The organism is Synechocystis sp. PCC 6803 substr. PCC-P (assembly GCF_000284455.1).
Lineage (GTDB): Bacteria > Cyanobacteriota > Cyanobacteriia > Cyanobacteriales > Microcystaceae > Synechocystis.
The window spans coordinates 660695-684556 of sequence record NC_017039.1 but is presented as its reverse complement, the minus strand read 5'-3'; the positions used below and the strand labels follow the sequence as shown (position 1 = coordinate 684556).

General features: G+C 46.2%; 27 protein-coding genes and 2 pseudogenes. 12 read left to right on the top strand and 17 right to left on the bottom strand.

Features of this window, described 5'->3' with window-relative positions; genetic code table 11:
* The first annotated feature begins 15 nt into the window (after nt 1-15).
* Nucleotides 16-312, top strand: a complete 297-nt coding sequence (locus tag SYNPCCP_RS03210) for a 2Fe-2S iron-sulfur cluster-binding protein (protein ID WP_010871826.1) — start codon at nt 16-18, stop codon at nt 310-312.
* Nucleotides 302-1315: an aromatic ring-hydroxylating dioxygenase subunit alpha gene (locus tag SYNPCCP_RS03205; protein WP_041425777.1), complete on the top strand. Its 1014-nt coding sequence runs from the start codon at nt 302-304 to the stop codon at nt 1313-1315. Before SYNPCCP_RS03210 ends, SYNPCCP_RS03205 begins: the two co-directional genes overlap by 11 nt.
* Before the next feature lie 22 nt (nt 1316-1337).
* On the opposite strand, the gene SYNPCCP_RS03200 is transcribed toward SYNPCCP_RS03205, so the two are convergent.
* From SYNPCCP_RS03200 to SYNPCCP_RS03175, 5 genes are all read right to left on the bottom strand, one after another.
* The gene (locus SYNPCCP_RS03200) at nt 1338-1601 is read right to left on the bottom strand and encodes a hypothetical protein (protein ID WP_010871824.1); all 264 of its coding nucleotides are present in this window, start codon (nt 1599-1601) and stop codon (nt 1338-1340) included.
* A gap of 178 nt (nt 1602-1779) precedes the next feature.
* Nucleotides 1780-2748, bottom strand: a complete 969-nt coding sequence (locus SYNPCCP_RS03195) for a GAF domain-containing protein (protein WP_010871823.1) — start codon at nt 2746-2748, stop codon at nt 1780-1782.
* A gap of 134 nt (nt 2749-2882) precedes the next feature.
* Complete coding sequence (locus SYNPCCP_RS03190; protein WP_010871822.1) at nt 2883-4058, bottom strand: lipid-A-disaccharide synthase-related protein; 1176 nt, start codon at nt 4056-4058, stop codon at nt 2883-2885.
* A 218-nt stretch (nt 4059-4276) separates the two neighbouring features.
* Complete coding sequence (locus tag SYNPCCP_RS03180) at nt 4277-4765, bottom strand: type II toxin-antitoxin system VapC family toxin (RefSeq protein ID WP_010871820.1); 489 nt, start codon at nt 4763-4765, stop codon at nt 4277-4279.
* A 179-nt stretch (nt 4766-4944) separates the two neighbouring features.
* Nucleotides 4945-5160 (bottom strand): hypothetical protein, encoded by a 216-nt coding sequence (locus SYNPCCP_RS03175; protein ID WP_010871819.1) that lies wholly within the window; start codon nt 5158-5160, stop codon nt 4945-4947.
* Between the two features lie 271 nt (nt 5161-5431).
* On the opposite strand from SYNPCCP_RS03175, the gene SYNPCCP_RS03170 reads away from it, so the two are divergent.
* Genes SYNPCCP_RS03170 through trmB form a run of 3 tightly spaced genes read left to right on the top strand, consistent with a single transcriptional unit; the run spans nt 5432 to nt 8104 of the window.
* Nucleotides 5432-6172 (top strand): dienelactone hydrolase family protein, encoded by a 741-nt coding sequence (locus SYNPCCP_RS03170; RefSeq protein ID WP_010871818.1) that lies wholly within the window; start codon nt 5432-5434, stop codon nt 6170-6172.
* Complete coding sequence (locus tag SYNPCCP_RS03165) at nt 6169-7410, top strand: acetate/propionate family kinase (protein ID WP_010871817.1); 1242 nt, start codon at nt 6169-6171, stop codon at nt 7408-7410. The genes SYNPCCP_RS03170 and SYNPCCP_RS03165 overlap by 4 nt, the downstream gene beginning before the upstream one ends.
* 58 nt (nt 7411-7468) lie before the next feature.
* Nucleotides 7469-8104 carry a tRNA (guanosine(46)-N7)-methyltransferase TrmB gene (gene trmB, locus SYNPCCP_RS03160; protein WP_010871816.1) on the top strand — a complete coding sequence of 212 codons (636 nt, stop codon included), beginning with the start codon at nt 7469-7471 and terminating at the stop codon, nt 8102-8104.
* On the opposite strand, the gene cydB is transcribed toward trmB, so the two are convergent.
* The 6 genes from cydB to SYNPCCP_RS03130 form a co-directional block, all read right to left on the bottom strand.
* Entirely contained in the window at nt 8101-9111 is a 1011-nt protein-coding gene (gene cydB, locus SYNPCCP_RS03155) for a cytochrome d ubiquinol oxidase subunit II (protein ID WP_010871815.1), read from the bottom strand. The two genes, trmB and cydB, sit on opposite strands and share 4 nt — an antisense overlap.
* 3 nt (nt 9112-9114) lie before the next feature.
* A complete protein-coding gene (locus SYNPCCP_RS03150; RefSeq protein WP_010871814.1) occupies nt 9115-10566 on the bottom strand; it encodes a cytochrome ubiquinol oxidase subunit I in 1452 nt (483 codons plus the stop codon).
* A gap of 276 nt (nt 10567-10842) precedes the next feature.
* A complete protein-coding gene (locus SYNPCCP_RS03145) occupies nt 10843-11466 on the bottom strand; it encodes a Uma2 family endonuclease (RefSeq protein WP_020861484.1) in 624 nt (207 codons plus the stop codon).
* Nucleotides 11467-11507: 41 nt separating this feature from the next.
* The gene (lepB, locus tag SYNPCCP_RS03140) at nt 11508-12164 is read right to left on the bottom strand and encodes a signal peptidase I (RefSeq protein ID WP_010871812.1); all 657 of its coding nucleotides are present in this window, start codon (nt 12162-12164) and stop codon (nt 11508-11510) included.
* Between the two features lie 46 nt (nt 12165-12210).
* Nucleotides 12211-12543 (bottom strand): DUF6679 family protein, encoded by a 333-nt coding sequence (locus SYNPCCP_RS03135; protein WP_010871811.1) that lies wholly within the window; start codon nt 12541-12543, stop codon nt 12211-12213.
* A gap of 204 nt (nt 12544-12747) precedes the next feature.
* Nucleotides 12748-13449 carry a class I SAM-dependent methyltransferase gene (locus SYNPCCP_RS03130; protein ID WP_010871810.1) on the bottom strand — a complete coding sequence of 234 codons (702 nt, stop codon included), beginning with the start codon at nt 13447-13449 and terminating at the stop codon, nt 12748-12750.
* Between the two features lie 56 nt (nt 13450-13505).
* Between SYNPCCP_RS03130 and SYNPCCP_RS03125 the strand changes: the two genes are divergently transcribed.
* The 4 genes from SYNPCCP_RS03125 (at nt 13506) to SYNPCCP_RS03110 (ending at nt 16603) form a co-directional block, all read left to right on the top strand.
* Nucleotides 13506-14696, top strand: a complete 1191-nt coding sequence (locus tag SYNPCCP_RS03125) for a reverse transcriptase-like protein (protein WP_010871809.1) — start codon at nt 13506-13508, stop codon at nt 14694-14696.
* 7 nt (nt 14697-14703) lie between these two features.
* Nucleotides 14704-15201, top strand: coding sequence for a hypothetical protein (locus SYNPCCP_RS03120; RefSeq protein ID WP_010871808.1), 498 nt, complete (start codon nt 14704-14706; stop codon nt 15199-15201).
* Between the two features lie 91 nt (nt 15202-15292).
* On the top strand, nt 15293-15679 hold the full coding sequence (locus SYNPCCP_RS03115; RefSeq protein ID WP_010871807.1) for a hypothetical protein: 387 nt from the start codon (nt 15293-15295) through the stop codon (nt 15677-15679).
* Between the two features lie 3 nt (nt 15680-15682).
* Nucleotides 15683-16603, top strand: coding sequence for a tRNA (5-methylaminomethyl-2-thiouridine)(34)-methyltransferase MnmD (locus SYNPCCP_RS03110; protein ID WP_020861483.1), 921 nt, complete (start codon nt 15683-15685; stop codon nt 16601-16603).
* Between the two features lie 9 nt (nt 16604-16612).
* On the opposite strand, the gene SYNPCCP_RS03105 is transcribed toward SYNPCCP_RS03110, so the two are convergent.
* On the bottom strand, nt 16613-17008 hold the full coding sequence (locus tag SYNPCCP_RS03105; protein WP_010871805.1) for a response regulator transcription factor: 396 nt from the start codon (nt 17006-17008) through the stop codon (nt 16613-16615).
* A gap of 71 nt (nt 17009-17079) precedes the next feature.
* Between SYNPCCP_RS03105 and SYNPCCP_RS03100 the strand changes: the two genes are divergently transcribed.
* The 3 genes and pseudogenes from SYNPCCP_RS03100 to SYNPCCP_RS03090 form a co-directional block, all read left to right on the top strand.
* Entirely contained in the window at nt 17080-17526 is a 447-nt protein-coding gene (locus SYNPCCP_RS03100; protein ID WP_010871804.1) for a VOC family protein, read from the top strand.
* On the top strand, nt 17510-19552 hold the full coding sequence (locus tag SYNPCCP_RS03095; protein WP_020861482.1) for a mechanosensitive ion channel family protein: 2043 nt from the start codon (nt 17510-17512) through the stop codon (nt 19550-19552). Before SYNPCCP_RS03100 ends, SYNPCCP_RS03095 begins: the two co-directional genes overlap by 17 nt.
* Before the next feature lie 127 nt (nt 19553-19679).
* A pseudogene (locus SYNPCCP_RS03090) lies at nt 19680-20061 on the top strand (IS1 family transposase); the annotation flags it as partial.
* 78 nt (nt 20062-20139) lie between these two features.
* Here SYNPCCP_RS03090 and SYNPCCP_RS03085 read toward each other — a convergent pair.
* The 5 genes and pseudogenes from SYNPCCP_RS03085 to SYNPCCP_RS03065 form a co-directional block, all read right to left on the bottom strand.
* Entirely contained in the window at nt 20140-20667 is a 528-nt protein-coding gene (locus tag SYNPCCP_RS03085; protein ID WP_010871801.1) for a GIY-YIG nuclease family protein, read from the bottom strand.
* Between the two features lie 56 nt (nt 20668-20723).
* Nucleotides 20724-21113 carry a single-stranded DNA-binding protein gene (locus tag SYNPCCP_RS03080; protein WP_010871800.1) on the bottom strand — a complete coding sequence of 130 codons (390 nt, stop codon included), beginning with the start codon at nt 21111-21113 and terminating at the stop codon, nt 20724-20726.
* A gap of 153 nt (nt 21114-21266) precedes the next feature.
* Nucleotides 21267-21569 (bottom strand): annotated as a pseudogene (locus SYNPCCP_RS03075) (S4 domain-containing protein); the annotation flags it as partial.
* Between the two features lie 66 nt (nt 21570-21635).
* The gene (locus SYNPCCP_RS03070; protein WP_223211338.1) at nt 21636-23303 is read right to left on the bottom strand and encodes a hypothetical protein; all 1668 of its coding nucleotides are present in this window, start codon (nt 23301-23303) and stop codon (nt 21636-21638) included.
* Nucleotides 23304-23329: 26 nt separating this feature from the next.
* Nucleotides 23330-23683 carry a hypothetical protein gene (locus SYNPCCP_RS03065; protein ID WP_010871797.1) on the bottom strand — a complete coding sequence of 118 codons (354 nt, stop codon included), beginning with the start codon at nt 23681-23683 and terminating at the stop codon, nt 23330-23332.
* Between the last annotated feature and the right edge of the window lie 179 nt (nt 23684-23862).

The following is a 23862-nucleotide window of genomic DNA, read 5'->3' as shown; positions in this document are numbered from 1 at the left end:
CCGACCTTGAAAATTATGAATAATTGCGTAATTTCTTTTCCTCAAACTAAATTTTTGCCCCTATCACTAGAATTTAACGCTTGTCTAGCGGAATATTTAACCCCAGACAATTCGCCAATTTTATTCGGTTGTCGCACAGGATTATGTGGTACCTGTCTAGTGAAAGTCGTGGGGGAAATCCTCTCCCCAGAGGCCGAGGAAAGGGAAATTTTGGCTATTCTGGCTCCTGATGATGTTCAGGCTAGATTGGCTTGTCAAATTAAGTTAACAGGAGATATTGCCATTAGAGCTTATCAAAGTGATGAAATTTGAAGATTTTTGGTATGTGGTGGCTGAAAGTAGGAATTTGAAGCCTGGTAAAGTTTTAGCTCGGCAAATTTTGGGGCAATGGCTAGCAATTTTTCGAGACCAGCATGGTATGGCGATCGCCTTGGAAGATCGTTGTGTCCATCGCCACAGTCGCCTTTCCTGTGGTTTAATCAAGCAAGGAAATCTTCACTGTCCTTACCACGGTTGGATTTATGATCATCGTGGTCAAGTCATTGGTGTGCCAGCGGAAGATCAACAGTTTAAACCAAGGGAAAATTTACGGACGAAATGTTACCCAACAATGGAGCAGGAAGGCTTTATTTATGTCTGTTTAGGGGAACCGATACAACCCCCTTTTGCGTTACCCCAGTATGGTAAAAAAGGTTGGCAGAGAATCAGACTAATCCATCGATTTGCTAATAATGTCACCAACTGCGTGGAGAATTTCATCGACATTCCCCATACAGCTTCGGTGCACCCAGGCATTTTTCGCACCGCCCAACGGCAAGCCATAAAAATGATTGTGGATCGCCATCAAGGCCAGGTCAAAGCTGAGTATTATAACGAAAATAATAATTTGGGCTGGTGGGGTAAATTTCTTAATTCCCAGGGCAATGAAATTAGCCATACTGACCGATTTATTATGCCGAATGTAACTTCTGTGGAATATAAATTTAGTTCCCAACGTCATTTATTTATTACTAGTCAATCGGTGCCAATAACAGAACAATCTACCCTCGTTTACACCGACGTTGCTTTCAATTATGGCATGTGGAATTTCTTTGCCATTCCCTTAGTTTGGTGGACCGCTAAACGGATTATTGCCCAGGACCTAAAGATTCTCGCCATTCAACAGGAAGTAATCGCCAAATACGGTACTAATTTTAACCATACCCCCGCCGATACTATCCATATTTTTGTGGAATCTATCCGCACGGCGATCGCCAAGGGAGAAGATCCTCGACAGTTGCCAGATAAAACTGTAGAAGTGACTTTTTACGTATAGATGTTTGATGTTGATCGTCAATTTAATGAGGCCAATTTTCCCCAGCACCGGGCTTAGTCCGACGCAGACCTTTGCCCAGATAAGCTATGGTAAAAGTAGTCAGGGCCATCATAGTTAAATTAAAATTCTGGGTGGTGCCCCAGAGGGTGAGGGGACAGAGGAGAAACACCGCCATGCTTAGATAAATTTTTGTTTTTCCCGCCCCAGTCTTTTGTCTAATTTGCTTAGACTTATCGCCAATATTGGTAAAGAAAAGTAATTGTTTCAAGCGCCGGTAACTCTTCATGATGTGTACTGTTTTGCTCCTAGAATTTATCCTTGTAATTCTATTTATCCCAGCTCCCCAATGAGCTGTGAAAGTTTACCTTGTTTCATACACGTAAATGGTAAGAAAAGCGCAGCAAAAGTATAACTAAAATATAGACAATGATGAAAAAGATTACTCTAGATCTTTACTCCCTGTTTTAGGCTGGTAAAAGCATACAAACAACATTAGAAACCTGGCCATGGTTATCTAGGATAGGAGAAAACCAAGCATCATAGAACCAAGTGCCGTGGTCGACTCGTTCCATCTGCACGCTCACAGACTCAATAATGTTGTTAGCTAGGGCATGGCTGGTCAGGCTTTTTAGTTCATTAGCCTCAGGTAATAAATAATAAATTGATTTACCAATGCTTTCCTTAGGGTCAAGACCAATCTGGGCTAAATATTTGCCCCCACATTTGAGCAATACTCCCTGGTTATCTAGGATAAAAATTATACTGGGAAACCAGAGAATAGCTTGGTTTAATAAGTCGTCTTCCTGTTGAATCAGAGTTTCATTTTGCTTATGCTTGGTTTGAATGCGAGCATTGTTCAAGACTAGAGCAATTAATTCTGCCGTTTTTTCCATGGCAGTGGCACAGGCCGGGGTGAAATGATTCACCTGGGAATGCATCAGAGTCAAAATCCCCAACAGTTCGTCCCCCCAAACAATAGGGACCCCCAGGGCGGACAGGGCCTGGTAAGGTTCGTCGGGCAGTTTTAGCCAACGGTAATCCTTGGTGGTGTCGTTGATGAGACCAGTTCTTTTATTTTCCCTGACCCAACCCGCTAGCCCCTTGTCCAGCACTTGGCCGACAATATTCTTTTTCTGGCTTTGGTCGGTGGCTCCCCTGGCTAAAATACTCTCCGTGACCCTGCCGTCCCCATCTAGTAAGAAAAGACTGCCCAATTGGGCCCCCGTTTGGTGAATGGAGGCTTCCATGGTTTTTTGCAACGTGGCCTTAATTAACATCCGCCCCGCCGAGACGTTGGTGAGGGAGATAAAGCCTTTCAGAATTTTATTTTGGATGTCCAGGGTGTTATGACTGGCTTTGAGGTTGGCCAACTCCTTCTCTAGGGCGTCGATTCTGGCTAGAGACTGATCTGGGTTGGGATCGTAGATACTCATACGCGGAGGACGATTAAAATTGGCCTAGATGTTTTTATCCTAATCTTCTTGGGGATTTTCGGGTTGTTAAAGGGAAGACTTTTCCTTGATTTGTTCAGTTAGTGGCAGTAAATCACGGCTATGTTGACCGCATTCTACCCCTTGTCAGCCAAAGTTTTGGCAGTTGCGGCAATGTGGTTGGCGATCGCCAGGGAACCACCGGGGGAGCCAATGCGCTCTTGTCCATTGTGCCGACAGCGTTGCTGATAATGTTGATCCGCCAGAATTGCCAGCGCTTTCTGACTAGCTTGACTGATTAAATTAGCTTCCTGGGGATTTTTGCCGACGGTGGTGACGGAACAGCCCAATAATCGCATTTGAGCTTCGGCAAAACCATAGGTAAATTGGGGACCATGACCAGGGATTTGCAACACTGGCTTGCCTAAACCCACGGCCTGCTCCACCGCGGTCCCCGCCATACCCAACACTAAATCCGCTTGGTGCAAAATGTCAGCAAATTGATCCCAGGAGCAATGAATGGTGCAATTATCTTTTTCCAGGCGATCGCCGTGGTATTGCCAACCATGCTCCCTTGCTAGGTTTTGTAAATGTTCCACCGTCACTGCCGGCACGAGGGCAGCCCAAAAATCCACTGCTTTTTCCTGGGCAATGGCTCCACACAAGGGCAATAATTGAGCCAAATTATGTACCGCTTCCGGCACCCGGCTACCGGGCAAAAGGGCAATGAGAGTTTTGCTGTCCCGTCGTAGCTGCTGTCCCGTCGGTTGTAAAGCGTCCATAATGGGATAGCCCAACCAGCGGATGTTGATGCCCCGTTGACTTAAATCTTGGGCAGTAAAATTATCTTTGGCGATCGCCCCTAGGCAATGACGAGATTTTAAACACCAGGTCACGGTAAAGGGTAGGGACAACCGGCCTTCGTAGTAACTGGAATTGGCCACCAAAAAACTTAGGTAGGGTTTCCCACTTAGACGGGCGAAAGCCAGGGGCACAATGTCCCCGATCGCCACAATCAGGTCAAACTGATGTTTTTGTTTGAGTAGGGCCTTAATTTGCTTAATAGTTAGACCCACTAAACCCCCAACAATGTCCCGCCACCAGGTTAAAAAGCCAGTGTAAATGATCCCTCCCGAGGGTAAAGGTTGGGTAGGCGCAATGATGCTAATTCCCCTATTTTGATAGGCTTTACCTTCCCCCACCAAGGGCAGAGCAAATAACTCAAATTCTGGTGATCGCCGTTGCAGGGCATCGATGATCAGGCCAGCGTTGAGGTCTTCTCCGTGGCCGTTGCTAATGAAAAGAATCTTCACTGGGGTAATTCTGATAGAGCCACTTTGGTCATTCTGACTCTTGATCGTGAGGATTTAGGGAGGATAAAAGTTTAGGCTGAAGCACTTCAGTTTTCTGGCCTACAAGGGGAAAGCCTTGCTCTTGCCAACTCTTGAGATCTGCCACAATAGCGTGGATGTTGTGACCATGTTTGGCCGCATACTCGTCTCGTAACCGTCGTGTTTCTTCAACTATAGGGTCATTCCACATCAGAATTAACTCCGAGTAATTCCTCGGGGGTACAAAGGATAGGGGACTCAAAGCCAAATTCTCGGCAGGCACATTCAATACGGTGACGTTTAGCTGCGTTGGCAATGTGCTTACAATTCCAAGTAAGCAAAAAATTAAGTTGGTGATAAGCCGCCGTTGCAATATGTAATGCGTCTGCCACTGCTTTCTGGGGAAGGGCTGCTCTTTGAATAAGATATTCAGAAAGAGCCTCAGCCTCTTGGGTGATAGCAATAACGGGAATCCCCTGCAACCATTCTAAACGGGCTGATGCGGCCTCTGGGTTACCGCTACTGGCCTCCCGAAGGACTAGAGTTGAAGTGTAAAGGGAAAACTTCGTGCGCTCTGTATCCCACCATTCGTAGCTGACCTGTTGATGTCCAGCCGCAACGACATCCCGACTGGGACGAGCCGCAAGATAGCTAATCACACTAGTTTCAATGTAAACCGTACTTTTCATGGTTTAGATCAAAGGGCCTTTTGATAGGCTTTACTTTCTCCCACCAAAGGCAGAACAAATAGATCAAATTCCGGCGATCACCGTTGCAGGGCATCGATGATCAGGCCGGCGTTGAGGTCTTCTCCGTGGCCGTTGCTAATGAAAAGAATCTTCACTGGGGTAGTTGGAATCAAACCGCCTTAATCATCTCCATCTTTGTTGTCATCTTCCTCATCGTCGTCGTTATTGTCATTATCATCATCATTGGTATTGGCATTCCCGTTGTTATTTTCTTGCTGTTCGATGTTCTGTTGAGTGGGTTGACCTTCCTCCCTCTGATTGCCACCACCGCAACCGGTAACCGTTAGCAAACAGCCCACAACAAGCAAAGACAAAAGTAAGCTGGGTTTAAACATTATTTTCAATTCCCTTAGATTGCAAAAAACACAACGGTGGTTACCTTTAAGTAACAACAGTTACAATTTGTGATTTTAACGTTTTTCCCGGCGTTGGCAGATAATGTTTTCCCTCTGGGAGCCTAAATCCAGCAGACGTAAATTTCTCCTATTGCTTTTTCATGGGGCCCACAAGCGGAATTAGTAGCCGACAGAAGCGATCGCCGTTCTCAGACAGGGCTTTCAGTACAGATTTTGAGATAGGCTAGGAGTTATTATTTCCGGGTAGTTTATGACTGTTGACATCAAGACCACCTTGGTCACCATTCCCAACCAAAATTTGCAAATTGCAGGCTATTTGGCCGAGCCGGTGGCCGTGGGTCAATATCCCGTGGTGATTGTGATTCAGGAAATTTTTGGAGTTAATAGCCATATCCGGGACGTGACAGAACGGGTGGCTAAAGAAGGTTACGTGGCGATCGCCCCGGCCATTTATCAACGGCAAGCGCCAGGTTTTGAAGAGGGTTATACCCCAGAAGGTATTGAAGCGGGTAGAAAGCTCAAAGATCAGACTAGTAGTGCAGAAATTTTGAGCGATCTGGAAGCCACCATTGCCTACGCCCAAACTTTACCCAACGTTAAACCGGAAGAAGTAGGATTAATTGGTTTTTGTTTTGGTGGTTGGATTGTCTATTTAGGGGCTAGTTTACCCACAGTCAAGGCCACGGCTTCCTTTTACGGCGCGGGTATTCCCCATTGGGCTCCAGGGACAGCGGAACCGCCCATTACCTATACCGATAAAATTCAGGGCACTTTATACGCCTTCTTCGGCTTGGAAGATACCAGCATTCCCATGGCAGATACGGAGCAGATTGAACAGGCTTTAACCAAGTATCAGGTGAACCATAAAATTTTCCGTTACCCAGGCGCAGACCATGGCTTTTTCTGTGACCAAAGGGCTAGCTATAACGCCGAAGCGGCCGCCGATGCTTGGCAAAAAGTGAAACAACTTTTCCAAACCGAATTGAAATGAAATTCCTGATTCTCAATGCCGGTTCCAGCAGTCAAAAAAGTTGTCTTTATGAGCTGACTGGCGATCGCCTACCGGAGACGATACCGGAGCCCTTATGGGAGGCTTTCATTGATTGGACGGTGTTGGCAAATCAGGGGCGGTTAACGGTGGAAACTGCTGGCCAAAAACAAGTGATCATTCTGGAAACTGGCGATCGCCAACAAGGTATAGCCCGAATGTTGGACACCCTGGTAACGGGGGATGATGCAGTGTTGAAAAGTTTGGCAGAGATTGACCTGGTGGGCCATCGAGTGGTCCATGGAGGAACGGATCATGCCGAAGCCACTTTGATCACGCCGGAAGTGCAACAGGCCATTGCAGACTTAATTCCCCTGGCTCCAGCCCATAATCCTGCTCACCTAGAGGGCATTGAAGCAATCAGCGCACTGTTGGTGTTGGGGGAAGTGCCCCAGATCGCTGTGTTCGACACGGCTTTTCACCGCACCATTCCCACCCCTGCTGCCGAATATCCCATTCCTCAAGCCTGGACTAATTTAGGCATCCGTCGCTATGGGTTCCACGGCACTAGCCACAAATATTGTGCCCAGAAAACTGCGGAAATTTTAGGTAAACCTTTGGCGGATTTAAAACTCATCACCTGCCACATTGGTAACGGTGCCTCCCTAACGGCGATTAAAAATGGGGTCAGCATTGATACCACTATGGGCTTCACTCCCCTAGAAGGCTTGATGATGGGGGCCCGGAGCGGTTCCATTGACCCGGCAATTCTACTTTTTTTGCAAGAAACCCAAGGGTTAACCCCGGCGGAAATTAACACCACCCTCAATAAAAAATCCGGTTTGCTCGGAGTCTCTGGGCTGTCGGCGGATCTTCGTACCATTTTGCAGGCCAAAGCAGAGGGTAATGAACAAGCTCAATTGGCTTATGTCATGTATATCCATCGCTTCCGGAGTTGTTTGGGGCAAATGATTGCTTCCTTGGAAGGTTTGGATACGTTGGTGTTTACCGCCGGGGTGGGGGAAAATGCCGCCACTGTGCGGGCAGATGTTTGCCAAGCTTTTGAATTTCTAGGTTTAAAACTTGATCCAGAGTTGAATAACCGATCGCCAAGGGATACTGTCATTTCTCACTCCGACTCCTTGGTGACGGTGTTGATTGTCCACACCGAAGAAGATTGGGCGATCGCCCAGGATTGTTGGCACTGGTGGCATAGCCAGGGACAGAGAAAGCAATCGTAAATTGCGAAAATGTTAGAAAATGGCTGTGAAGATAAATGTTGAATTAGGCTAAATTTCCTTGGCTAGAGTCCGCATCCGCCAACACGTCAACCCCCTCAGTGAAAAATATCGGCAGGTGTTGGCCTGTCCCGATTGGGCCACCGTTTATGACGATGTCCAACGACCATTGCATCTAGATATTGGCTGTGCCCGGGGTCGCTTTCCCCTCAAAATGGCTCAACAACACCCCGACTGGAATTTTTTAGGGGTGGAAATCCGTCAACCCTTGGTGCTAGAGGCCAACGAAACCGGCGATCGTCTGGGGTTAAAAAATCTCCATTACCTGTTTGGCAACATCAATGTGGAGCCAGAAAAATTCTTTTCCGCCTTTCCCCCCACTCTGCAACGGGTCAGCATCCAATTTCCCGATCCCTGGTTTAAGCAACGACATAATAAACGCCGAGTGGCCCAACCAGAACTAGTGACGGCGATCGCCAACGCATTGCCTCCAGGAGGGGAAGTTTTACTGCAATCGGATGTGGAGCCCGTGGCCCAGGATATGAGGGACCGTTTTGCCGAAAATGACAATTTTGTTTTTACCCATGACACCCCTTGGTTGGCAGAAAATCCACTGGGGGTACCCACAGAAAGGGAAATTGCCTGTTTTAATTTGCAACGTCCGGTGTATCGCTGTTTATTGCAACGAACTCCCTAGTCGGTGACAATTTTGCCCCGGAAAACTAAGTAATTGTAGATGTTGTAGAACAACAGGATCGGGATCAGGAAACCAATGAAAGTCAGCATAAACACTAGGGAACTGGGGGCCGCCGCCGCTTCATAAATAGTGACGCTGGGGGGAATGATGTTGGGGAAAATAATGAAACCCAAACCAATAAAGGAAAGGGAAAAGACTAAAAATGTCCAGATAATCGGGGTATTTTCTTCCCGCAGATACAAACTCCGCAACAGTAGGCCAATGAACAGTAAGCCCACCAGGGGAATGGCGGCAAAAATGTACACCAACGGAGCGGTAAACAATTGGGCCCTGGCCTCTTCGGAAAAAGCTGGAGTGCTAATGGTAATAAACACCGCCCCCGCCAAAGTGGTCCAAGTGGCGATCGCCGCCGTCTTGAAATAGGTTTTTTGCAATTCTCCTTCCGTCTTCAAAATGAGATAGGTGGAGCCGATCAACACATAACCCTGGATGAGGGTAAGGGCCACAATGACCGATCGCCAAGTCAGCCAATCCCACATGGTGCCGGCAAAATGTCCCTGGGCATCGACGGTAATGCCTTCAAACACACTGCCAAGGGCAAAACCTTGACCTAGGGCGGCGAGGAAACTACCGACCCCAAAGGCGATGTTCCAGACTAATTTACGATTAGCATTTTCCCGAAACTCAAAGGACACTGCCCGGAGAATTAACCCCACCACCATAATCACCGCCGGTAAATAGAGAGCATTCAAAATGGTGGCGTAGGCCAGGGGAAAAGCCCCAAATAAAGAGCCGCCCATTAAAACTAACCAGGTTTCGTTGGCATCCCAAACATTACCCAAACTGGTCATCAGAATACTGCGCCGTTCTTCGCTGGAAGCCGTAAGGGACAAAATCCCCACCCCCAGATCAAACCCATCCAACAGGACATAGAGAAAGAGAAATAACCCCAAAATGAAAAACCAAACCTGGGGCAGAAAATGTTGTAGCGGTTCTAACGGTTCCATGGGTTACTCCTTAACTTCAGCAATTTCAGCGGGACGGCGGTTGGTTTCATGCTTGGTCACAGTGCCCCAAAGGGAAGCTTCGGAACCTCGGGGAGCAGGCAAGGTTAAATCCGGCCCATTGCGGATAATGCGACTGCCGAAATAGAGAGTGGCAATTAAAAAGACGATATACATTACACTCAACCCGGTTAGGGAAAAAAGAATTTCACCGGGGGGCAGGTTGGAGGCCGATTCTGCTGTCCGCATCTCTCCGTAAACGATCCAGGGTTGTCGCCCCACACAACGAACAATCCAGCCCGTTTCCACTGCTAAATAACCCAACGGAGCGGCAAAGACCCAAGCCCGCAGTAGCCATTTTTGTTGGCTGATAATTTCCGGTTTCAATTTCCCCCGCAACCATTGCAGTACTGTCACGGCCATGAGAGCGGCAAAAAAGAGTCCAATGGCCACCATAATGCGGAAAGAATAGTAAATTAAGCCCACCATCCTCGGGCGATCAACCGGGGCCCAATCTTTCAGGCCTTGAATGGGTTTATCCAGTTGGGGTTTAAGTTCCAAAATGTAGCTCAATGCGCCGGGAATGCTCAGTTCCCAGTCATTTTTTTCTGCTTTATCGTTGGGTAAAGCCACCACACTCCAAGCCGCGGGGGTTTTGGCTGGCACCGTTTCCCAGAGAGCTTCCATGGCCGCAAGTTTAGCCGGTTGATGCACTGATACTTGTTCCGCACTCAAATGACCAATGAAAATTTGCAGAGGGGCCACCGCCATCACCACCACTAAAATTACCTGCAAAGAGCGGGCAAAAAATTGCGGTTGACGACCGGTGAGAATACACCAAGCACTGATACCCCCAATGACAAACATAGAGGTTTCTAAAGTGGCAAAGAACATGTGCAGGAAACTATTAACCATAAACGGATTGGCGATCGCCGCAAAATAGTCCTGCACCACAAATTTTCCATCGACAAAAATGCCCCCAGCGGGGGTCTGTAACCAGGAATTAGCCGAAAGAATCCAAAAGGTGGAAAGATTTGCTCCAATGGCTACCAAAATGGTGGCGAGGTAATGAATTAAGGGCGGAACCCGGTCCCAACCAAATAGCATAATGCCTAAAAAACTGGCTTCGAGCATAAAGGCCATGGTGCCCTCAAAGCCCAGCACTGTGCCGAAGAAGTCCCCTACGGATTCCGAAAAAGGAGCCCAGTTTAGACCGAATTGAAAGGCCATGGGCAAACCGGTAGCTACTCCAATACCGAAATTTAAAACGTAGAGCCGAGCCCAAAAGCGAGCATGGTGATAATAGTCTAAATTACGAGTTTTCAGCCATAATCCTTCAATAATTACTAAATAAATGCCCATACCAGTGGTTAATACCGGCCAAAGCATATGGAAAATGGCAGTGACGGCAAATTGTAGCCGCGACAACGCCACTGTGTTACTCAAAAAATCCTGCATCTGTAAAGAGCGCTCCTAAATGGTTTTCTGATAGTTAGAGTTTAAAAAAAGAAGAGAGTTGTGCCCACCCTATCCCCTGCTCAAAACTAACAGAAATCCCAGGTAAAGTCTCTGTATTGTCAGCTACATTCCTCTTCTGCTGACTCACGCCATAGGTGAATAATTGAGGAAGTTCTATCTTTTGGTGGACTTATAGTTAAGCCTCTACCAAACTCTCCGCCCCATCCTGGCTGAGACGCGATACAACCCCCACTTTTTGTCTTGTTGATGCCAATACTAAGCGTTAAAAATTTGCTCTGGGGTCAATACCAGTTCCGCAAACGTGGGGGATACTAAGGTTTCTTGCCCTTGAAAAGCTTGGCGATCGTAAACTCCTTCTGGATTGAGGGTATAGATGGAAACGGTGGGCTGCTTTGGTTCCCCTAAAATGTCCCGACTACCGATCGCCAGATAATCGACAATCCAATATTCTTTGATGCCAAGGCGTTGATACTCATCCAATTTATCAAAATAATCCGTTTCCCAGTTACTAGAAACCACCTCCACTGCTAACTGGACTGGCTCAGTTAAAGCTCTGTAGTCACCGGGATCGGAGCGCCATACATGGCGATCGATAACACTCACATCCGGAATGCGTCCATGAAAACCGCCGGTCTTAATCTCAGTTCTGATGGTGGCCTGGGTGGTGACATCAAAGTTTAATGAGAGACGACGTATTTCGTCATGGAAAGCGAAAAGAATGAACTCAGCAATCAGTTTATGTTCGCGGGTGTTAACCATTTCGATGATTTTTCCATTTACCCACTCAAAGCGGCCTTCTTCGGGACATTGCTTCAAAAATTGGTCAAAGGTTTGGGGAGCAGCAGTGGCGATGGTTTTAACGAGGGTGGGGGTAACCATAATTATTTGATTCTCTCCGCACAGTGGTGATTGCTTATAATCTAACGACTCTCCGGCACTGTCTGGGGGGAAATGGCTGGACTTTCCCATGCTTGGGGGCTAATTTCTACTGCTTCTCGCTCAGCATCATCAGTCAACAGGCCTACCCGGGGTACGGGCCAAAAACGGACAAAGGCACGGCCGAGCAATTTTTCCCGGGGGACAAAGCCCCAATAGTGGGAGTCATAGCTGTTGTTGCGGTTATCCCCTAACACTAAATACTGATCATCGGGCACTTTCACTGGGCCATATTCATAGGCGGGAGGAGCCGCAATGTAATTTTCGTCCAGCATTTTGCCGTTGACATAAACGTTGCCTTGGGAAACCCTAACTTCATCCCCCGGTAAACCGATAATGCGCTTAATAAAAGCATCGTGGAAGTTTTTTGCTTTTAGGGCGTCAGTGGGGTTAAAGACCACAATTTCTCCCCGCTCCGGATCCCGCAATCGGTAACTGATCTTTTCAATGATCAGGCGATCGTTAATCTGCAGGGTCGGCTCCATGGAGGAAGAGGGAATGTAGCGAGCTTCGGCCACAAAAGTCCGAATACCGATCGCCAGGATAACCGCGGTAACCATGGTTTTGCCCAACTCTAACCAGGTATTTTCCGGGGGGCTTTCTTTTTTCTTGCTGGTTTCGCGGACAATATTTTCGGTCATAGTGGGGCCGGGAAAAATAGGGGAATTTATTTTAATCTGTTCCAGTTTAGTCGCAGTCTTCCTCTTCTTCTTCCTGGTGGGACTTTGGCGATCGGGCTAGTAACTGTTCCGCCTCTGGACAATCTTCAGAAATTAGCAGTTCATGACCAAGGCGGGAAACGGAGGCCAACTTACGGTTAACGGAGCCAATGCTTTCCAGGCGCACCATTTCTTCCCAGGCACAGACCTCATCCTCTTCTTCGGTCTCATAGCGGAAAGTGACCAAATCCCCCTCCAGTGTCAGAATTTTGGCATTTTCTACCCACCTTTGTTGGTCCCTCAGGTAAAGACTGACTTCGTGGCCATCGGTACAAAGTTGATAGATTTTCCGGTGTAGCATGGGCAAGCTCCTAGATAGCAGTGGGAGGACGGGACGGGGCGAAACAGGGCCTTAGGGTATCCGTCTTGGAGGGTACTGGTGGGAGGTTGGTGCCGGATGGGCCAAAAAAAGTAGCATATGGATCGAGAGAAAAATCCCTGATGGGGAAAGCTTACGAGAATTTTAACGCAAATCAGCGGAAACCTGATTCCCTTCGTTGCAGTCCTATCGCTGTACTATGGTTGAACTTTGGAACTTCTTCTCCAATGTCCAATGGCGATCGGAAGACTGGTAAAGGTGTAACTCCAGGTTGGGACCATCATCACCGACCCAACCCAAATGCTGGAGATAGTCTTGTATTTCAGCGATAGTTAGGGAAGCGTGGAGGGAATCAGCAAAAAGTTTCCTCTGCTGGTCGTTGTAGTCGGAGCCGATCGCCGTTACGAAATCAGCTAATTTTTCCGGGGATTCGGGGCGAATTAAATCCCTAATTAATAGGAAACCGTGGGGCTTGAGCACCCGTTTTACCTCCCGCAAAAAATCCAGCGGCCTGGGCAAATGATGACAGAGGCTATTGGCAATCACTCCGTCAAAGGAACCATTGGCGTAGGGCAATTGTTTTGCATCGACAAATTCCAGGCAAATTTGAGTTTCACACCCCGCTGCGATCACATTTTCCTTGGCGATCGCCAACATAGAACGAGCAAAATCGATGGCAGTGATTTGCCATGCAGGACGTAACTGGGCGAGTAGAATGGGAATACGGGCCGTACCAGTACCGGCATCTAACACTGTGGCTTTGCTTGGGCCGAGTTGGCAAGCTCTCTGGGCAAAAGCCAGATTAACCGCTTGAAAGTCCATGGCATCGTAGTCCATTGCTTCTGCTTCGGTGTCCATTACCTCTGGCTCCAGAATTCTTTCCAACATCGGTCAATTACTCCAACTGGTTGCCCTGTTATTGTAAACACCCCACACCACCAGCAATGGCTAATTCTTCTCCCCCCAATGGCACAGGTAATTCGATACCAATTTTGTTCTATGCCGGGGAAGCCCTAGGACAAAAAGGTCAAGGGGCCGCAGTGGCCATTTTGCTATTGCCCACGGGGAAAAGAACCAGCGTTAAACAGTTACTGGCCTCGGCCACCGGCACAGAAGCGTCCTATCGAGCCTTATTAATTGGTTTGCAAAAAGCGCGGCAATTGGGCATCCACAACATTGAAGTCAAGGGCCACAATGAAAAGGTCTTTGACCAGGTCAACGGACTAGAGGAAATTGACCAACCTCCCCTGCGTCATCTCCATCGGGAGGTGATGACAGTGATGAAGCAATTTGAGCGGGTGATGGTGGAATGGATTCCCCTGGATCAAAACCGTCCAGCCTACCAGACCGTGCAAAAATGTTTGGCAACAGCGGCCCGTTCCCCCAAAGTCGATGGGTTACCCAGACCGATCGCCCCGGAAATTGTGCGATTAATCAAATTAGGCAGTCAGGCCACGGCCAAGGATTTTCAGGCGTTACAGGGTAAGTTTGACGAATTTTCTCAGCAATCTCTCTCCACCCTGCGTCGCCGCATTCCGGTGCAGGTACAGGACAGATTGGCTTTGGAGTGGAATGGTGATGAGTCCCAGTTAGCGGAGATGTATCGCTGGTATTTAAGGGGACTGCCTCCGGACTTCATTGTCCGCAAATTTCAGCTAGAAGCCCTAGCCCCCGGCCGGCAGCAGAAATTACCCTGGGAAGACCAGTTACTGAGCCAAATGACTCCCCACCCTGGGGATTTCACTGCCCAGAAACTTACCGATGCGAGGGAGCACCTTGGTCATATTGAGTTTGTGCCCCCTCCACCACCGCCATTTTTTGCGCCCTTGGAAGAAGGAAATCTGTTAACTAGGCAAGGTTTTTCCCCCACAGAGCCTGGCCTTGTTGAACCAGCCATGGCCTCCACCGCCTCCGATCCCTTTGCCACCGACCACGGCGACTCTTACCAAGAAGGACCGAGTGAAGCCAAAGACACGGTGCCCACAGTGGACCAAGTTCAACAAATTGTTAGCATGATTATGGATTTGTCCTTGGGGGAGAAAACTCGGCTGGTGAAGAATTTAGCCCAGTTGCCCGAATTAAGCAATCAGTTCCTCACGGCGATCGCCGACCGTCTTAAACCCTCTGGAAATTGAAAAAGCTATGAGCCTGAAAAAATTTAAGGAAGAATTCCTACAACAGTCCCAACAAGCGCAAGGGAGCGAGGAAGAGAAAAAAGCGGTGCAGTTGGTGATGACTCCCCTGTTTGAAGAAATCGGCAAAAAGCTGAATGTGGATACGCTTTATATTTGGACTGGTCGCCACAATGACAATCTAGTCAAACTCACCCTGAGCGCCCAAGGGGGCAATAAAACTGCGGCCGCCATATTTTGCTTTAGTAATAAACAGGATGCCCAAAGACACCCCAATTTTGCCAAGGAGGAATATCAAATTAGGTCCATCGACATTTTTAATTTATTGTTGCATTTTGCCACCCTACCGGAACTTGATCTGTTGCTGGTCTATAACCAAAAAGGTCACCTGAATAGGTACTCGCAAATTGAGCGCAGTGGGTTGATCAAAGATTTCCAGAAACTCTGTTGGGAAACTGGCTTGGTGCCCCGTCCAGTGGCGGAAACAGGACATTTTGGTTTAGCTTAGGGTCAAACGTGGTTCACCCACGGTGTTCTTGTTGAATGCAACGACCATTGGAGAACTCAATCCTGACCTTCAACTACCTTAAGTTTTAACGATGACTACCAACAACAGCACTTTGTTAGACACTATCCAGCAAGGTTTTCGGATTACGGTGGGAGCCACCGCTAGTTTGGTGGAAACATTGCAGGATCCGCAAAAACGCCAGGGTACTTTCCAGGATTTGCAACAGGAATGGGACCAACGGGCCAGCCAATGGGCCCAAAAGGGCACTACTACGGAAACGGAAGCCCGTCAGTATGTGGATCAATTGCTCGCACAATGGCGACAATCCCTGCCCAACCCCCTTAGCAAAACCACTGCCACTGGTTCCAATAACATCATCGATTTTGCGACGGCGAAAAGGGAACTCGATCGCCTGACGGAGGAAATTGCCACCTTGAAAGGGGAATTGGCCCAGGATAAACCGGGAACGGAGGGCTAATTTTTGACCAGTGCGGCCCCTTTTACTCCCCAGTTGACGGCGGATGGTTCTTTTACGTTCTATTCGCCCCAATTTGGGGAAACGTTCCATTCCCAGCGGGGTGCTAAGGCGGAGGCGGACGAAAAGTTTGTTCATCCCTGTCTTTTGCCCCAGTTGGCGGCCAAAAAATCCAGGTTAACTATTATTGATGTCTGCTATGGCTTGGGCTACAACACAGCGGCGGCCCTAACAGCCATCTGGCAAATTAATCCCCATTGCCACGTAACTCTGTACAGTTTGGAAAACGATCTGCAAGTGCCCCGCCAGGCGATCGCCAATGGCTTGCTCCAGGGTTGGCCGGATTTGGTGCAGGAGATTTTGCAGGATCTAGCTCAAAGAGAAATGGTTGCCAGGGAATTTTTAACTGCCCATCTGGCGATCGGGGATGCCCGGCAAACATTACTATCCGTTGTGCCCCGAGATATTAAGGTCGATGCTATTTTCCTCGATCCCTTCTCACCGCCCAAATGTCCCCAACTGTGGACAGTGGAATTTCTCTGTCATTTAGGCGATCGTCTAGCCCCAACAGGCCGTTTAGCCACCTATTGCAGTGCGGCGGCGGTGCGTCATGGTTTACAACTGGCCGGACTGTCCATTGCCACCATGGGAGACGGTCAACCGCCCCATCCCCGTCGTCGGCCCCTGGGTACCCTGGCTAGCCACCAGCCATCACCCCCATCAATATTTGCCCCCTGGGAAATGGAACATCTGCAAACTAAGGCGGCCATCCCCTACCGTGATCCTTCAGGAACAGATCCAGCGGAAGTAATTCTGGCCCGTCGTCGAGCGGAACAGAGCAAAAGTACATTGGAGCCCACCAGCCGCTGGAAAAAACGTTGGCTCGACCAGGAGATTAACCATACCCCTAACTCTGAATCTTTCTAAAATGGACTATTAATCCTCTTCTTCAATACCCAAAATTCCCTTCGCTTGGGCCAATAAATCCCTGGGGCCAAAGGGTTTAGTTACGTAGCAATCCGCCCCCGCGGCTAACCCTGCCTGGCGATCGAACTGTTGGCCCTTGGCCGTGAGCAAAATCACCGTGGTATTAGCTAGCTCAGGATTTTCTTTAATACGTTGACAAACTGCTAAACCACTAATCTTGGGCAACATCACATCTAAAATAACCAATTGGGGTTGATGTTCCACTGCTAAAGCCAAGGCTTTTTCCCCATCCATGGCGGTCAATAACTCCACCCCGTAATCTTCTTCTAAAAGCTCAAACACCTCTTCCAGCAGAATTACAATGTGGGGTTCGTCGTCAACAATTAGGATTTTCAGTTCGGACATTGGTAAGGTTGTAATAAATTGAGCACCGCTGAAAAGTTAATTTCCCCTTAACTCCCCCAGCATAAAGCATCATGCACCATGTTTCTATTCGTACTGCTAATATCCATCGGGCGATCGCCTTTTATGAGCTATTGGGTTTTACCGTGGGGGAAAGGTTCACCACTGGTTATACCTTAGCTTGCTGGTTGACTGGTCTGGGGGGACGCATTGAATTAATTCAAATTCCCCAACCCCAACCCGCCCCTGATGCCTTCAAAGATGAACATTACGTGGGCTACTATCATATCTCCTTTGATCTAACAGACCAGGTAGAAAGTTTACCGGAATGGTTGAATAATCTCAGCCAAAGTTTTAGCCAAGCCTATCAAACCAATCCAGAACAAATTGAGCCGTTAAAAATTCTTTTAAATCCCCAGCAACAACAAATTGGTGATCATATTTATGAAGTTTTATTCATTGCCGATAGTGATAACCTCCCTTTGGAATTTATTCGTTGTCAGAGTGCTCCCAACAAATAGAAAAAATTATATTTTTCGCCATCAAAGATTAAATTTAAGTCAATTAATCGCCCTTACTCTGCTCACCTTACTGCTAAGCCTAGGTTTTGCCCAAGCCCAGTCGGCACAAACTCTCCTTAGTCAACTACCGCCCCAAATTGACCTAGTGGATCCCGTCAAGTCTGATTTCCCCCTGCAAAATAAAGCTTTTAATCTAGGCTTTGAATCAGATTTATCCGGTAGAATTGGTAACTTGGATTACACCACCGTTAGGGTAGATGGAGAGCCAATTTTTTTGATTGCTGTGCCCACAGGAAATGCTAGTAAAGAAGGAGATTCTTCCCTTAGTCCAATTGTTTATCGTCAACAACGTATTGAAAGTAAGTTTAAAGAAATTGTCCAGCGGGGTTTTGATCCAGAAACCTTAAATGTTGCTAGTTCTATTCTCAATGGGGCGATCATTATTCAAATTAGCGATGACAAAAATCTCCGGCCACAAATTCTTCGCACCATTACCAAAGCTGATGCTGATTTATACGCCCTTACCCCGGAAGATTTAGCGTCCGAAACCGTAGATCAAGTCCGCAATGCCCTGATGCGAGCGAGGCGGGAACGACAACCAGAAGCCCTGAGAAGACAAATAAAAGTTGCCCTAGTAATTGTCACCATTGTGGTCACAGTTTCGTTGGTAGTGCTATTTATTTATCGGTGGCTGGGACACAGAATTCACTTACTAAAGATGGCTATTAATTGTTTAGTTAAGGCGGAGGAGGAAGACCCAAATTTTGATTATAATTACATTGATGCGTCTATTTTTAAAAATATTGCTGCCATTCCCCGCTATTCCTTCGCTTTTCAAATTTTAGACCGGATAGCTATTTTTCTTTATTATTTAAGTGCTTACTCCAAAACTATACTATTCGGAAATGTTGGCTGGGGGGACAGTAAAAAAAATCCTCCCCTGACATTTTCTTTGGATAACCAGAAAATTTTTGAAAATATTCTTGAACTTTTCCAAGGCAAGGATTTTTACGACTTCCTGAAAAACCGCCTCAAACAAGTTGTATTTACCCGGAGAATACTAATTTTTTTCCTGTTTATTATCTGGATCCGTGGTAGTGCTTTTTTTCTGCAGGTTTTTCCTAACACTCGACGTTTAGGACGACAGTTATCGGGCACTCCCATTTCTTTAACTTTAATTTGGTTATCGGCAATAATTTTAATTAAAATATCTGATTTTTTAATTGAGTCTTTTTTCCATACCATTGAAAACGATTATGCTATTTTACAAACTGCCAAATATACACGAAGAAAAATTAGAATTAACACTGTCAGTAGTGCTGTCAGGGGCATTAACCTGGTGGTCTGTATTTTTACTGCCTTTGTCTTTTCCCTTAGTTTGTTCGATGTGCCGGTGGCCACAGTACTGGCTGGGGCAGGGATCATCGGTTTTGCGGTGTCTTTCGGTTCCCAAAACTTGATCAAGGATTTAATTGCCGGTATTTCTAATCTGATGAGTGATGCCTTCGCCATTAATGATTTCGTTCTGATTGGCGAGTTTGAAGGAGTAGTGGAAGATACAAACCTATTTGTTACTCGCATCCGTTGTCCCAACGGGGATTTAGTCACCATTCCCAACGGAGCCATTGGCACAGTGTGTAATCAAACTAAAGACTGGTCCAGGGTAGATTATTCCGTTATGGTGGCGGCTGATGCTGATCCCAAAAAGGCGATCGCCGTTTTGCAACAGGTGGCGCTGGGTCTGTACCACGATCCGTGGTGGCATCCTAAAATGCTCCAGGCACCGGAACTCAAGGGTATTGAAGAGGTTTCTCACCAAGGTATTCTTATTCGTATTTGGCTTAAGACCCTGCCGGGGGAACAATGGGACGTGGCCAGAGAATTGCGACTGCGGGTGAAAGTGGCCTTTGAATCCCAGGAAATTGCCATTGGGGTGCCCCAACAACAATTATTAATGACAGGAACCGGAACTTCTCCTTTGTATGGAGATGAAAAAGAACGTGCCTCTAAAGACGGGGAAAAATAGTACCGGCTGAGCGTGAACTCACAACAACGAAGAAACGAAGAGTGAGGCGGATCCCTGAAACTGGGCCAGAAACGAAGAAAGGAAAGCTCTGTAAATCAATAATGGAGAGTTTCAAATAGATAATGATAAGGCATATGAGCGTGTTACTGGGAGACTCATCGACTGGGAACTGGGAACTGGGAAATCGTGATAGTCAAACCCTGAGTCGTTTGCTGGAGAGACTGGCAAAGTGGAAAGTGACGGTGTACTGCACCGATGACTGGAGGCCCTATCAACAACTGCTGGATGAACATCCCGATGCGTTTCATGGGATTAGCAAAAGAGAAACAGTAGGAATTGAGAGAAACAACTCAGATAACCGTCATTGGTTTGCTAGATTTCATCGCCCCACGAAAGTTGTCTCCAGGTCAGCCCACATGGTTGATATCACCATGGCAATATTTGCCGAATTTAGGGTCAATGGTAACATAGAACTACTACGCAACTGGCGCCTCTCATTACTTTCTTGAAACTCTCGAATGTCCATTTTTTTCAGTCAGGGTCATCTTGGATCCCCTTATATTTTAATGGACAGCTATGGGCGAATCCTAGGTGATGTCCAACAGCCCTTGTTCTTTCAGCTTGGGATTGAAGCGAATTTGTTGTGCCACTCCCCTGGCTTCCAGTTTTGCCAACACTTCTGCCTCTAGCCTACGGGCAATTTTTTTCAAAAGTTTGGGCGTGTCCCCTGGTTCACTTTTAGCAACGGTGGCGGCCTCTTCTGGAGTCCAATAATCCTGCACATTAATCGATTCAGCCCAAATTTTCTGACTTTCACCATTGCCAGGAGGATTTTGCCCCACCAACCAATGGTTTTGAATTTGAACTAATAATTGGCGATCGGGGCGGTCGATGATGTGTACTTTGAGCCCATGGCAATGCTCTGGTTGACGCACCAAATGTTGCAGCAGGCTAATGGCTAAATTACGGGAATAGCCTACGTATTGTAGATTCTGATGCTGGTCAAAAATGGCGTAAACCCCAATACGTTTTTCGTAGTTCGGATCAATTTCCCCAGCCTCCGTTAAAAAAGGTAAGAAGTTGAGATCGACTAAATTGGGAAGGGAATCCGCCATTGTGGAAATTTCAAGTTCAAGGAAAAATCTGACTGGGAGTAGCTGAATTGTGGATGTTAGAACGGAATATCATCGGTGTTACTAAGGTCCACTGCTTCAGGTTCTGGAGGAGAAGACAACTCACCAGGATTAATGCCATTGCCGCTATCCACCAAACTAATGCGGGAAGCAGTTAGCTCAGCTCGTTTTTCCTTAAAGCCTTCCTGCCGTTCTATCATATTCATACCTAAGCGTCCTTCGATAATTAGGCGATCGCCAGGGTGATAGGTTTCTTTGATGGTGTTGGCCAAATTGCCCCAACCAACTACTTTCAAACTTTCCTTGGGGGAATCATCCCTCATGCCGGGGAATTCTACTAGAAATTCGCAGACGGGGGTTTGATTTTCTTTGGTGAAGCGCAGTTCCGGTTCCCGAATAACGGTGGCCATTAAAACAAAACTGTTCATGGGGCGATAACCTCAATTCTAAGGTTGGGCAGTAATTGGTTGAATCTGGACGGATCAGGCAGGAATGGGCAGGATTGACCGGTCAAATCAGTTCGCCCCAATTCTACCTCGATCGCCGACGGAGAGAGTAGTTATAAATTACTATTTTAATTGCTAATTCGCAGTGAAGCGAATAAATTTTTTCTTGCCTACCTGGAGCACCTTACCGTCCAAATCCTGCGGTTTCTGGTATTCCTGGTTAACATCCCCCAGGCGATCACCATCTAAGCGCACCGCTCCTCCCTTGATTTGCCTTCTCCCTTCGCTACTACTGGGGCACAGGCCACTGGCACTGAGGAGATAGGCCAATTTCACCGGAAAAGTAATTTCAGCTAGGGAAAATTCCGGCACGCTATCCGTATTGCCCGCTTTCCCCTGGGTGACAATATCCTCCGCTGTTTTTTGGGCGGCGATCGCCTCTTAAATTTTTTCCCTTTATGAACCCCAGAATATGAAAATCAGTCGTAGTTCTAACTCAAATCGTTAAGAATCCCAGTATTGCAGAAAGATAGTGAGCCATGCTTTTAATGTTTGTGAACGTCGTTCAATTGTTTTTTGAGAAAGTGATGGACAAGTTGCCGTTAAAAATTCTTCTGCACTGTCAGGATTAATCTCTGAAAGATCATTGGCATTTTTCCACAGTAGCCAAGCAGAACCAACATTAGAAGAAATAAATTGATAGGCAAGAAGTCTCATTTTTGCCTCTTTTTTAGATAAGCGAAACAAAGCAGAACAGACGTTGGTCGGATGCCCACGCCAATCAATAAGGTTAAGAATTTCAATTGCTCTACGATAATAGAAAAAATCTCTAGATTTTGTTCCTCTTATCTCAAGAAACTTATCACTAATAGTTTGAGTTGAAGATGAATATTGAACAAATAATTGTGCAAGCTCCAAAATTCTTTCAATATTATTAGCTTGTGGAACATCACAAGAGAGAATTCTAATGTGTGTTCTTTCTTGTTCATTAAAATCAGTAGTTGCTCCTGTAGAGATATTGGCAAAATTCTCTGTAGAAATGGGAGGAATAATCTGTAATCCTATATCCTTTGTGGAAACAGATAAGTTAATCTTAAAGTCCTTTTCACTAAGGATTTCTGCACATTCTCGCCAACTATCAATAGTATTTTGATTAATCTCACTTTGTTCGTAATTTTTTGAGGATAAAGAAGCAATTTCTGTTGCTAAAATATTAGCTTCCCTAGGAGTTAGAGGAAGATTAAGAACCTGAATCCAAGAACCTTGAATTGATTGTATTTGATTAAATTTAGGAAATCCTAGTTTGAAAATGCTTGATACTTCCTGAAAAAAACGCTCGATTCTATCTATTGCGCTAGCTCCAAGTGACCATGTTAGTTCCTGATTTAAATGCTCAATGTGTACTACGACCGACAAGCCTCCTCTAACAAAAATAGTTCCGATTACAGCCAGAGAAGAATCAATTAATTTTAGAATATTTTTTTGAACTTGACGGTGCTTGTCTGAATATTCATTATTATTATTTAAAATATTTACAGGATAGAGATCCTTAAGTAGTTCTACTGAAGACGACCAAATACGTTGATCTGAATATTTTATTTTACAAGCAATATGAGCAATATTTAAAAATAAATCTAACCCTTCTGACCATTCCTCCTGAAGAATAGGTTCATCAACTTTTTGTAAAACTAAACGAGCTAAAGAGTTAATCTTTGCAACTTGCTCTAAAGTACGAGGTGCTTGAGCATAATTCTCGCCCCAAGTGGCAAGAAAATCTAAAGTTTGCTCTGCAATTAAAGGGTCTCCATATTCCAGGCTATTACGTAAAAAACTATCTAATGCGGTAACTAGTAATGCAAAAATGGGTGATGCCCAATCTTCAATACGAGATACTATTCCTAAAAGACTAATTCTTAAAGCACTGGCAGGCGTAATATTTGAACGAGACAAAACGGCTGCCAAAAATAGCCAAAGAACTTCATTATTAACCCTATTTGGTTCATATTTCATGATTCCTCTAACTAATATACCTAAGACAATCTCAGCAATATTTTCTTCGGCAATTGCTAATAAAAATGCAAAACACCTTATCTGTTCATCTACGGCACCAAAATTAATAGAAATTTTGTCAAGCTTATCTATTGCTCTATCCAAATCGGTAGAGTCTGACATTGCTTGAATTTTGGTAAAAAGTATTGTCATTCCAAATTTTTAGCAGGAATAAAAGTCAAACCTTTGCGAATTTCAATATCAACACGAGCGTTTGGAACAGTACGTCTAGGATTTTGAAAAGGATGAGGTTGAGAATTTTGATCAACACCTCCATTTTTACTAGCATTCTTGATAAAACGTTCAGCTTTGACAAAAGCTGAATTTCGTTGTTCTTTCTGAGACTCATTGCATTGTTCCTCAATCTTAGCAAGAAAGTCTAATCCCTCTTGAGCCGTCACAGGAGTACCCCGCGCCCAAGAGCGAGTATAGCCCCCATTTTGTGTAATGTCGTCACCTTGAGCTTGTACAGCCCCGCGATACAGTGCTTGTGGGGTGGGCATATCAAATTCGTTTGATTATACTCATAACTAAAAAACCTGCTCATCAGCATACTATCTATGCTGGTGTGATCTACAATATCGCAGTGCGATTTTTGGGAAAGCGTTAAACCTCTTTTTTCGAGTGTGAGCTTGTTACGAATAGAATGATCGCTTTTTGTGAAAGTTAAGAAGCTGATCGC

Coding starts and splice junctions, on each gene's coding strand:
- SYNPCCP_RS03210 (WP_010871826.1), top strand. CDS start 16: ATGAATAATTGCGTAATTTCTTTTCCTCAAACTAAATTTTTGCCCCTA.
- SYNPCCP_RS03205 (WP_041425777.1), top strand. CDS start 302: ATGAAATTTGAAGATTTTTGGTATGTGGTGGCTGAAAGTAGGAATTTG.
- SYNPCCP_RS03200 (WP_010871824.1), bottom strand. CDS start 1,601: ATGAAGAGTTACCGGCGCTTGAAACAATTACTTTTCTTTACCAATATT.
- SYNPCCP_RS03195 (WP_010871823.1), bottom strand. CDS start 2,748: ATGAGTATCTACGATCCCAACCCAGATCAGTCTCTAGCCAGAATCGAC.
- SYNPCCP_RS03180 (WP_010871820.1), bottom strand. CDS start 4,765: ATGAAAAGTACGGTTTACATTGAAACTAGTGTGATTAGCTATCTTGCG.
- SYNPCCP_RS03175 (WP_010871819.1), bottom strand. CDS start 5,160: ATGTTTAAACCCAGCTTACTTTTGTCTTTGCTTGTTGTGGGCTGTTTG.
- SYNPCCP_RS03170 (WP_010871818.1), top strand. CDS start 5,432: ATGACTGTTGACATCAAGACCACCTTGGTCACCATTCCCAACCAAAAT.
- SYNPCCP_RS03165 (WP_010871817.1), top strand. CDS start 6,169: ATGAAATTCCTGATTCTCAATGCCGGTTCCAGCAGTCAAAAAAGTTGT.
- cydB (WP_010871815.1), bottom strand. CDS start 9,111: ATGGAACCGTTAGAACCGCTACAACATTTTCTGCCCCAGGTTTGGTTT.
- SYNPCCP_RS03150 (WP_010871814.1), bottom strand. CDS start 10,566: ATGCAGGATTTTTTGAGTAACACAGTGGCGTTGTCGCGGCTACAATTT.
- SYNPCCP_RS03145 (WP_020861484.1), bottom strand. CDS start 11,466: ATGGTTACCCCCACCCTCGTTAAAACCATCGCCACTGCTGCTCCCCAA.
- lepB (WP_010871812.1), bottom strand. CDS start 12,164: ATGACCGAAAATATTGTCCGCGAAACCAGCAAGAAAAAAGAAAGCCCC.
- SYNPCCP_RS03135 (WP_010871811.1), bottom strand. CDS start 12,543: ATGCTACACCGGAAAATCTATCAACTTTGTACCGATGGCCACGAAGTC.
- SYNPCCP_RS03130 (WP_010871810.1), bottom strand. CDS start 13,449: ATGTTGGAAAGAATTCTGGAGCCAGAGGTAATGGACACCGAAGCAGAA.
- SYNPCCP_RS03125 (WP_010871809.1), top strand. CDS start 13,506: ATGGCTAATTCTTCTCCCCCCAATGGCACAGGTAATTCGATACCAATT.
- SYNPCCP_RS03120 (WP_010871808.1), top strand. CDS start 14,704: ATGAGCCTGAAAAAATTTAAGGAAGAATTCCTACAACAGTCCCAACAA.
- SYNPCCP_RS03115 (WP_010871807.1), top strand. CDS start 15,293: ATGACTACCAACAACAGCACTTTGTTAGACACTATCCAGCAAGGTTTT.
- SYNPCCP_RS03105 (WP_010871805.1), bottom strand. CDS start 17,008: ATGTCCGAACTGAAAATCCTAATTGTTGACGACGAACCCCACATTGTA.
- SYNPCCP_RS03100 (WP_010871804.1), top strand. CDS start 17,080: ATGCACCATGTTTCTATTCGTACTGCTAATATCCATCGGGCGATCGCC.
- SYNPCCP_RS03085 (WP_010871801.1), bottom strand. CDS start 20,667: ATGGCGGATTCCCTTCCCAATTTAGTCGATCTCAACTTCTTACCTTTT.
- SYNPCCP_RS03080 (WP_010871800.1), bottom strand. CDS start 21,113: ATGAACAGTTTTGTTTTAATGGCCACCGTTATTCGGGAACCGGAACTG.
- SYNPCCP_RS03070 (WP_223211338.1), bottom strand. CDS start 23,303: ATGTCAGACTCTACCGATTTGGATAGAGCAATAGATAAGCTTGACAAA.
- SYNPCCP_RS03065 (WP_010871797.1), bottom strand. CDS start 23,683: ATGCCCACCCCACAAGCACTGTATCGCGGGGCTGTACAAGCTCAAGGT.